10 protein-coding genes are annotated in these 9,013 nt (G+C 74.3%); 4 read left to right on the plus strand and 6 right to left on the minus strand.

Going from position 1 to position 9,013, the window contains the following annotated elements:
* The first annotated feature begins 166 nt into the window (after positions 1-166).
* Positions 167-1,555 (plus strand): STM4012 family radical SAM protein, encoded by a 1,389-nt coding sequence (locus tag AB0398_RS25190; RefSeq protein WP_366377938.1) that lies wholly within the window; start codon positions 167-169, stop codon positions 1,553-1,555.
* 15 nt (positions 1,556-1,570) lie between these two features.
* On the opposite strand, the gene AB0398_RS25195 is transcribed toward AB0398_RS25190, so the two are convergent.
* The 3 genes from AB0398_RS25195 to AB0398_RS25205 all read right to left on the minus strand — a co-directional run bounded on the left by AB0398_RS25195 (position 1,571) and on the right by AB0398_RS25205 (position 4,456).
* Entirely contained in the window at positions 1,571-2,467 is an 897-nt protein-coding gene (locus AB0398_RS25195) for an EamA family transporter (protein ID WP_366377891.1), read from the minus strand.
* Between the two features lie 166 nt (positions 2,468-2,633).
* Entirely contained in the window at positions 2,634-3,401 is a 768-nt protein-coding gene (locus AB0398_RS25200; protein WP_366377892.1) for an SDR family oxidoreductase, read from the minus strand.
* Between the two features lie 131 nt (positions 3,402-3,532).
* Positions 3,533-4,456, minus strand: a complete 924-nt coding sequence (locus tag AB0398_RS25205; RefSeq protein WP_366377893.1) for an NADP-dependent oxidoreductase — start codon at positions 4,454-4,456, stop codon at positions 3,533-3,535.
* 124 nt (positions 4,457-4,580) lie between these two features.
* Here AB0398_RS25205 and AB0398_RS25210 point away from each other — a divergent pair, with 124 nt between their 5' ends.
* From AB0398_RS25210 to AB0398_RS25220, 3 genes are all read left to right on the plus strand, one after another.
* Positions 4,581-5,630: a helix-turn-helix domain-containing protein gene (locus AB0398_RS25210; protein ID WP_366377894.1), complete on the plus strand. Its 1,050-nt coding sequence runs from the start codon at positions 4,581-4,583 to the stop codon at positions 5,628-5,630.
* A gap of 76 nt (positions 5,631-5,706) precedes the next feature.
* Positions 5,707-6,264: a hypothetical protein gene (locus tag AB0398_RS25215; RefSeq protein ID WP_366377895.1), complete on the plus strand. Its 558-nt coding sequence runs from the start codon at positions 5,707-5,709 to the stop codon at positions 6,262-6,264.
* A 16-nt stretch (positions 6,265-6,280) separates the two neighbouring features.
* Positions 6,281-7,063 carry a hypothetical protein gene (locus AB0398_RS25220; RefSeq protein WP_366377896.1) on the plus strand — a complete coding sequence of 261 codons (783 nt, stop codon included), beginning with the start codon at positions 6,281-6,283 and terminating at the stop codon, positions 7,061-7,063.
* A 42-nt stretch (positions 7,064-7,105) separates the two neighbouring features.
* Here the strand turns inward: AB0398_RS25220 and AB0398_RS25225 are convergent, their stop codons facing one another.
* The 3 genes from AB0398_RS25225 to AB0398_RS25235 are packed head-to-tail and all read right to left on the minus strand — an operon-like array spanning position 7,106 to position 8,984.
* The gene (locus AB0398_RS25225) at positions 7,106-8,290 is read right to left on the minus strand and encodes an ABC transporter permease (RefSeq protein WP_366377897.1); all 1,185 of its coding nucleotides are present in this window, start codon (positions 8,288-8,290) and stop codon (positions 7,106-7,108) included.
* 10 nt (positions 8,291-8,300) lie between these two features.
* Positions 8,301-8,714, minus strand: a complete 414-nt coding sequence (locus AB0398_RS25230) for an SRPBCC family protein (protein ID WP_366377898.1) — start codon at positions 8,712-8,714, stop codon at positions 8,301-8,303.
* Between the two features lie 15 nt (positions 8,715-8,729).
* The gene (locus AB0398_RS25235; protein ID WP_366377899.1) at positions 8,730-8,984 is read right to left on the minus strand and encodes an HU family DNA-binding protein; all 255 of its coding nucleotides are present in this window, start codon (positions 8,982-8,984) and stop codon (positions 8,730-8,732) included.
* Between the last annotated feature and the right edge of the window lie 29 nt (positions 8,985-9,013).

Consider the following 9,013-nt stretch of genomic DNA (forward strand, 5'->3'; position numbering starts at 1 on the left):
GGTCCTCTTCGCGAAAAGTGCAGACGAAACTCCACACGCCGGAACCGTTTTTCTGGCCTTCGCACTACAGATGTCGGCACGCCGGTCGCCCTAGGGTCCCGATCTGTCACGCACCGTGACAGCGTCTTCCGAGAGCGAGTCAGATCCCGTCATGGGCAAGCCCGTCATGCTTCCGTCGCCGTCGACCCGGCCCTCCCTCCCCGACATCGGGGCCGAGGCCGAGAGTCCCTACCAGCAGTACGTGTACGCCTACCCCCACCAGAAGGCCTACCGCCTCCTCGACGACGGTCCGCTCCTGAGCGACCTGTGGGCCGGTGAACGCCTCGACGCCCTCTCCTTCTACGCGCACGTACCGTTCTGCGAGATGCGGTGCGGCTTCTGCAACCTCTTCACCCGCACCGGCGCCCCCGAGGAGGTGACCGGGGCCTTCCTCGACACCCTGGAGCGACAGGCGAGGGTCACCAGAGAGGCCCTGGACGCGCAGGGCAGGCCCTTACGGTTCACCCTCGCGGCCTTCGGCGGCGGCACTCCGACCTATCTGACGGCCGACGAACTCATCCGGCTCTGCGACATCTCCGAGCACGTCATGGGCGTCGACCTGCGGGCGGCCTCCTGGTCGGTGGAGACCTCGCCGGCCACCGCGACCGCCGACCGTCTCGCCGTGCTCGCGGAGCGGGGCGCCACCCGGCTGAGCATCGGCGTGCAGAGCTTCGTCGACGAGGAGGCGCGCGCGGCCGTCCGCCCGCAGAAGCGGGAGGAGGTCGAGGCCTCACTCGCCCGTCTCAGGGACGCGCGGTTCCCCGTGCTCAACATCGACCTCATCTACGGCATCGACGGCCAGACCGAACGCACCTTCAAGGTCTCGCTCGACGCCGCCCTCGGCTGGGAGCCCGAGGAGATCTACCTCTACCCCCTGTACGTGCGCCCGCTGACCGGGCTGAGCACCCGTCACGCCGCCACCCCCGCCGAATGGGACGACCAGCGGCTGCGCCTGTACCGCTACGGCCGCGACCGCCTCCTCTCGGCCGGCTACGAGCAGACCTCGATGCGGGTCTTCCGCCGGATCGGCACCGCCGCCGTCGAGGACACCGCGGGCAGCAGCATCGGCGAGTACAACCAGCAGGCCGGCATGGTGGGCCTCGGCGTCGGCGCCCGCTCCTTCACCACCGACCTGCACTACACGACCGACTACGCCGTCGCCGTGCCCGAGGTGCGCCGGATCATCGACGCGTACGTCGCGACCCCGAGCGACCGGTTCCGGCGGGCGCAGTGGGCGTTCCGCATGGACGAGGACGAACGGCGCCGGATGTACGTCCTCCAGCACCTGCTGGAATCGTCGGGACTGGACACCGCCCGCTACGAACGGCGGTTCGGCACCCGCTTCGAGGACGACTTCGCCCGGCAGCTCGACCTCCTCCTGGGGCGCCACTGGCTGCGGGACGCCGGCGACGTCCTCCGGCTGACCCCGGAGGGGATGGCCAGGGCCGACGGGATCGGGCCGATGTTCTTCTCCACGACCGTGCGGGAGAACATGAGCGCCTACCGGGACCGGTGACACCGCCCGCCGCGGTCAGCGTCCGACGGGCTCCGGCAGGTGTTCCTCCGGGGTCCGGCGGCGCTCCGGCACGGAGACCGTGACCAGTCCGCCGAGGAGCAGCGCGGCGCCGGCGGCGGCGAGGGGCCCCGGCCGTTCGCCGAGCAGCGCCACGCCGAGCACCGTGGCGACCAGGGGCTCCGTCAGGCTCAGCGTCCCCACCGTGGCGGCGGCGAGCCCGCCGACCCCCCGGGTGAAGAGCAGATAGCCGAGCGCGGTGGTGCCGAGCCCCAGCCAGCCCACCAGGGCGGCGCCGTGCGCCGTGGCCAGGCCCTCGGGGGCGATCAGGATGTACGGGGAGACGAGCAGTCCGGCGCACAGGACGCTGACCGGGGCCGCCGCGTCCAGGTCGGCCCCGCGTGCGCCCAGCTCCTTGGTGGCGGCGATGTAGACGCCGAAGCTCGCTCCGGCCGCCGCCCCGTACACGACGCCGAGCGCGTCGGCGCGGCCTCCGCCGCTCGGGAGGAGCAGCAGGGCGATGCCCGCGACGGCGCAGACCGTGCCCGCCGCCCAGCGCGGCGACGGCCGCTCGCCGGAGAGCAGGCGCCCGCACACCCCGCCGACCACGGGCACGGTCCCGAAGGCGACCGCCGTCGCCAGCGCCGCTCCGGAGCGCTCGACCGCCTGGAGGAAGCAGACCTGGAAGGCGGCCGTGACGAGCACGCTCACCACCAGCCACCGGCGCGTCCCGGGCAGCCGCAAGGTGCGCAGTCCGGCCGGCCGCGCCATGAGGGCCGTGAGCACGAGCCCGCCCAGGAGCATCCGGGCGGCACCGAGCGACACCGGGTGCGCCCCGGTGTCGGCCCAGATCTGAGCAGGTCCCACGGTGCCCCACAGGACCGCCGCCACCAGTACGAACGCCACGGCCTTCACGCCGACTCCCCTCCCACCACGCACGGACGGCGCGAACGTATCCGGACCCGTACGGCGGTGGCCCCTGGTGAAAACCATGAGATCCGCGCCCCGTGCGCCGCCGATCCCGTGCCTTCGCACCACATCCCTTCCGGCGGGGCGGTGCTCCGGCGGCAACCTCAGCTGGTCAACTCCGGAGGTGGGACGCTCCGTTGAGGTCGAGGATCGAGCCGGACGCCCATTCCGCGCCGGGAGAGGCGAGCCACAGGACCGCCCCGGCGATCTCGGCGGGGGTCGCCACCCGGCCGAAGGGGCTCTGGGCGCGGATCGCGGCGCCCTCGGGTCCCTCCAGGCGCGGCGAGACCCGCTCGGTGGCGAAGAAGCCGGGCGCGACCGAGGCGACGGCGATCCCGTGCGGGGCGAGGGAGACCGCGAGCGACTGGCCGAGCGCGTGGACGGCCGCCTTGGTCGCGCCGTAGGCCGGGTGGTCGGGTTCGCCCCGGAAGGCGCCCCGGGAGCCGATGTTGACGATCCGTCCGCCCGAGCCCTGGTCGATCATGCGCCGGGCCGCGAGGTGGCTCAGGTTCGCGGTCGCGAGCAGGTTCACGGAGACGTGCCGCCGCCAGACCTCCGCCCACTCCTCGTACGGGGTCTCGGCGAGGGGGTGGCGGAGGTTCACCGCCGCGTTGTTGACCAGTACGTCGATCCCGCCGAGCGCCCCGGCCGCCGCGTCGGCGACGGCCGCGGCCGTCGCCGGATCCGCGAGGTCGCCCCCGACGAGGGCGTGCCCCGTCCCTTCGAGGGAGTCCAGGGTCGCCCGGGCCTCCTCGGCGCGCGAGGCGAAGTGGACGGCGACCCGGTCGCCGTTGGCCGCGAACGCCCGGGCGACCTCCCTCCCGAGGCCCCGGGAGGCGCCGCTGACGAGGACGCGGCGGCCTGTTGCGGGCAGGTTCATGGGGGTGCCTTCCGGTCGGGGACGTACCGTCCGGAATTCTGCACGCCGTCCTCACCCGTCCCCTGCCCCGACCGTCCCTCGTACGGGCCGTCCCCTGCCCCGGCCGCCACCCGTCCCCGCCCGTCGGACGGTCAGGAGACCGTCAGGACGATCTTCCCCGTGGTGCGGCCCTCCTCGCCGATCGCGTGGGCCTTCGCCGCCTCGGCGAGCGGAAGCACGGTGTCGGCCACCGGCCGCAGCTCCCCGCGCTCCACCAGGGCCGCGAGCTCGCGCAGGCCGAGGTGGTCGGGCTCCACCAGGACCCAGACCGCCCGTACGCCCTCCGGGGCGGCGGGGACGTCGTCCGGGCCCGGCAGGGTGATCAGCCTGCCCCCGGGGCGGAGCACCTTCAGGGAGCGCTCGGCCGTCTCCCCGCCGATGCCGTCGAGGACGACGTCCACGTCCCGGAGGACGTCCTCGAAGCGGACCTCGCGGTAGTCGACCACCTCGTCCGCGCCCAGCTCCCGCACCAGGGCGTGCTTGGCCGCGCTCGCCGTGCCGATGACGTACGCCCCGCGCGCCTTGGCGATCTGCACGGCGAGGTGTCCCACCCCGCCGGCCGCCGCGTGCACGAGGACGCGCTCCCCCGGGCGGACGTCCGCCGCGTCCACGAGGGCCTGCCAGGCGGTGAGCCCGGCCAGCGGCAGCGCCGCGGCCTCCACGTGGGTCAGGGAGGCGGGCTTGGGGGCGAGGTGCCGGGCCGGGGCCACCACGTACTCGGCGTAGGCGCCCGCCTGGCGGGGGAAGAGCGGCATGCCGAAGACCTCGTCCCCGGGGCGGAGGTGCCCCACGCCGGGCCCGACGGCCTCCACCGTGCCCGACACGTCCCAGCCGACGGCCGGGACGTCGCCCCAGCCGATCAGGGCCCCGCTCGCGCGGGTCTTCCAGTCCACCGGGTTCACCCCGGCCGCGTGGACCCGCACCAGGACCTCGTTCAGGCCGGGCTCGGGACGCTCCACGTCCCGCTCGACCAGGTTCTCGGGACCGCCCCACCGCTCCACGACCACCGCGCGCATGCCGTCCGCCTCTTTCCGTCTCGATCGTGCGCCCCGGAACCCTTCCGCGGCGACGGGTCCACGATCCGGTGCGGCGCCCGCCCGTGGTGTTGGCCGTACGGCCACTATGTGACAGGATCCGGCCATGGGAACGACACACGGCCGGACGGTGCGGAACGAGCGGGACGAGGACCGGGCGGCGCCGCACCGGATCGCCGTGCTCGCGCTCCCCGGCGTCCCCCCGTTCGAGCTCGGCATCCCCTCCCGGGTCTTCGGCAGCGCCGTGGACTCCGAGGGCCGCTCCCTCTACGAGGTCACGGTCTGCACGGTCGACGGCGCCCCGGTGCCCAGCGACGCCGGCTTCACCGTGCAGCCCACGGCCGGCGCGGAGGCCCTCGCGAACGCCGACACCGTGATCGTCCCGCCCACGCACGCCATGCCCGAGCTGGTCCTCGGCGGCCCGCTGCCGCCCGGGGTCGCCGCGGCCGTCGCCGCCATCCGGCCCGGCACCCGCCTGGTGTCCATCTGCACCGGGTCGTACGTGCTCGCCGCCGCCGGGCTCCTCGACGGCCGGCCGGCCACCACCCACTGGCACCTGGCGCCGGAGTTCCGCCGGGCCTATCCGAAGGTCAGGGTCGACGAGGACGTGCTCTTCGTGGACGACGGCGACGTGCTGACCTCCGCGGGGGCGGCGGCGGGCGTCGACCTGTGTCTGCACATGATCCGCCGCGACCACGGCGCCGCGACCGCCAACCGCACCGCCCGCATCTGCGTCGTGCCTCCCTGGCGGGACGGCGGACAGGCCCAGTTCATCGCCCGTCCCGTCCCGGAGCCCACCCTGGCCGACACGACCGCCACCCGCGCCTGGGCCCTGGAGCACCTCGCGGAACCGCTCACCCTCGCCCGGCTCGCCGAGCACGCCCGGATGAGCCTGCGGACCTTCACCCGCCGGTTCCGCGACGAGGTCGGCCTGACCCCCGTGCAGTGGCTCACGGCCCAGCGCCTCGAACTCGCCAAGCAGCTCCTGGAGACGACCGACCTCCCGATCGACCTCGTCGCCCACCGCGCCGGCCTGGGCTCCGGCAACTCCCTGCGCGCGCACATGCGGACGGCGTTCGGCGTCTCCCCCGCCGCCTACCGCCGCGCCTTCGGCGCCGGCGCGGACGCGGTCCCGGTCGGCGGAAACGGGATGTGACGTCGCGTCCGTTTGGAGCACGGGGCTCAGGGCAGCCGAGGTGCTACGGACAAGACACAGCGAGAGGTGCGAGTCGATGTCGACCGGAATCGTCCTGGCCATCGTCGTTGCCGCCGTCGTGGTGGTCGCGCTCGTCACCGTCGCCGCGGTGAACCACCGGCGACGGGCGCGTCTGCGCGACCGGTTCGGACCCGAGTACGACCGGGCCGTCGAGGAGACGGGCAGCAGGCGGGCCGCCGAACAGGACCTCGACGCCCGGGAGCGGCGCTACCAGGAACTGGACATCAAGCCGCTGCCCAGCGGCACGAGGGAACAGTACGCACAGCGGTGGAGGGAGCTCCAGGAGGAGTTCGTCGACGCGCCGGAGGGCGCGGTGCACGAGGCCGACCGGCTGGTGACCGCCCTGATGCACGAGCGCGGCTACCCCACCGAGGGGTACGAACAGCGGATGCGCGACCTGTCCGTGCGGCACGGCCGCACGCTGGAGCACTACCGGGCCGCCCAGGAGGTGCACGCCCTGAGCTCCTCGCGTTCGGCCACCACCGAACAGCTGCGCGAGGCGATGGTGCACTACCGGGCCCTCTTCGACGACCTGCTCACCGACGACGAGCCGGCCGGCTCCCGCCGGTCCTGACACGGAGGTGGAACACATGCGCGATCACGACACGGCCGAACGCGAGGCGGCGGCCGAACCCCACGGGACGACGGCCCGTCACGAGACGACGGACCGGCCCGGACACAAGGATCAGAAGGATCAGTACGAGGCGGCCGACCGGACCGGAGTGACGGACCGGTCCGGTGCGACGGAGGGGCCCGGAGCGACGGGCCGACCCGGCGTGACGGAGAGGCCCGGAACGGCAGAGCGGTCCGGCGTGACGGACCGGGCCGACCTGACGACCCGGCCCGACCCGACCGACCGGCCCGAGAAGACGGGCCCGTTCGAGAAGGCGGAGCGGCGAGAGGGCGCGGACCGGGATCCGGCGGCCGAGCGGTCGCCCGTCCCCGCGGAGCGCGGCACGGCGTCGGCGCACGAGCCCGGCCTCCCCGGACAGGGCGCCCGTCGCCCCGTTCAGGCCCCGAGGCCCGAGGAGCCGGGCGTCCGTCCCGGTCCGCTGTCGAGCGCCGTGGGGCACGGGGACGACGAGCACGTCCCGGACCTGCTGAACGCGGCGGACGGCGAGGCGTACCGCGAGCGCTGGCGCGAGGTCCAGGGCCGGTTCGTCGACGACCCGCGCGAGGCGGTCCACTCGGCCGACGAGCTCGTCGCCGACGTGATGAAGACGCTGGCCGCCGCCTTCGCCGAGCACAAGCAGACCCTCGAAGGACAGTGGAGCGAGGGCCGGGAGGCCGACACGGAGGCCCTTCGCGTGGCACTGCGCGAGTACCGCTCGTTCTTCAACCGGCTCCTGACCACCTCGGCCCCTCAGCGGTAGGGAGCAGGAGCCGCCGGGAGCGGGGCGGGGCGGCACGGGGCGTCACATCGCCGCGTGCGCCCCGCCCCGCTCCCGTCCGCCCGGATGGCGGTGCCGCCAGACCCAGAACACGGCGGAGGACACCAGCGCCCACCCCGCGAGCACCACGAAGGGGAAGAGGTGCTGGTGTCCTCCGAAGTACACCGCCGTGTGCTGCGCGTTCACCGAGGCGCCCGGCGGCAGCCACTGGCCGATGTGCCCGAGCGGCGACGGCAGCAGCGGCCAGGACACCGCTCCGCCCGACGAGGGGTTGCCGAGGAGCACCATCAGCCCCCAGGTCGGCAGCATGGCCCAGCGCCCGATCAGGGTGTTGAACATGGAGAAGACCATGCCCGAGGCGAACATGGTCAGCGCGAGGATCAGCCACGACTCGACGAACGGCAGGTCGAGGGCGCCGAGCAGCCAGTCCACGGTCGCGGCGATGGCGAATCCGCCCAGCAGGGCGTAGAGCGCGGTGAAGGCGATCCGTTCGGCCGGGTTCAGCGGCTTCGCGTGCACGCTGAGCTGGATGGCTCCCACGAACCCGATGATCACCGCGGCGAGCGAGACGTAGAACAGCGCGAGGCCGCGCGGGTCGCCCTTCTGCAGCGGTTTGACGTCCGCCACCGTGACCGGCACTCCCGTCGCCCGGCCCACCTCCACCGCCGACTCCACGAGGAGCTGGGCCACCGAGGCCCCCGAGGCGCCGGCGACGTCGAAGGAGACGCGGCCGTCCCGCAGGGTCATGACGGCGAAGACCTCCTGCTCGTTCACCGCGTCCAGCGCCCCGGCGCGCGTCCGGTAGGGCCGCAGTTCGAGCGAGGAGTCGAGCGCCCGCTCCATCCCCTCGGTGAACGTCCTGCCGGTGGGCGAGTCCGCCGCCCCGATGACGGCCGTCGGGATGTGACGGGGAGTCGGGTTCGCCATGGTGTACGTGTACGAGCCGGCGAACAGGGCGGCCGCAGCGGCCAGGATCAGGACCAGCACGGTCGCCGGGAGGAAGGGCGAACGGGCGAACGCCGTCCAGCGCTCGGACCGGCTCGGCGGCCGTCCGTGGGCGCCGTGCGGCGGCGCGGCCCGCGCCTCCTCCCCTTCCGTACCACCGTCCGGGAGGCCGTCGCGGGGAGAAGCGCCCGGGGAGCCGTCGCGGGAAGGGCCGTCCGCGGAGTCGTCGCGGGGAGGAGGGCCGTCGTCGTGCGTGTCGGACATGATCTCCACACTAATCCGGCCGAACGGGATCTCCGCCCCTTCCACGGACCAAACGCCCCAAAGCCCATCGGGCCGGGCCCGCGTACGCCGCGAGGGCGACGGCCGGTCCCTCGATCCGCAGGGTCGTGGCCGATCCGGCCGGCCGGGCGAGGACCGCGTGGCGCAGCCGCAGGCGCACCGGTCCGAGCGCGACCCGCCACGTCCACCGCCGCCGCTCCTCGTCGACGCTCTCCACGACGAACCCCACGGAGACGCCGAGGAACGAGACGACCTCGCCGCGCATGCCGGGCGCGATCCGGGCGCCGTCCGCGCGGACCGCCCTGATCTGCGGCGACCACGTCGGCCAGAGGGCGGGCACGGCGTAGCGGGCCCAGACGTCCTCGACGGGTGCCGGGCCCGCGGCCCGCAGCGTCACGGCCGCCACCGGCGCGTCCGGTCCTCAGCCGACCTGGCCGTGGACGAACTCGTCGAGGGCCTTGCCCGGCCGCAGGCCCACCTCGCCGTCCTCGTCGTGGAAGCTGCCGAACCCGAGGAGGGTGACCGTCACGCCCTCCCTGAGCGCCTCGGCGATCGCGCCCGCCTCCTCGACCGTGCCGAACACGGCGTCGACGATCCGGCCGACCTGCTCGGGCGACGGACCGTCTCCGTTCGCCGTCTTGCGCGTGACCGCCTCGATCAGTCCGGACCTGTCCATGCGACGCACCCACTCCTCGATAGGAAGAC

Source organism: Streptomyces sp. NPDC086147, from assembly GCF_040702165.1.
Classification (GTDB): Bacteria; Actinomycetota; Actinomycetes; order Streptomycetales; family Streptomycetaceae; genus Streptomyces.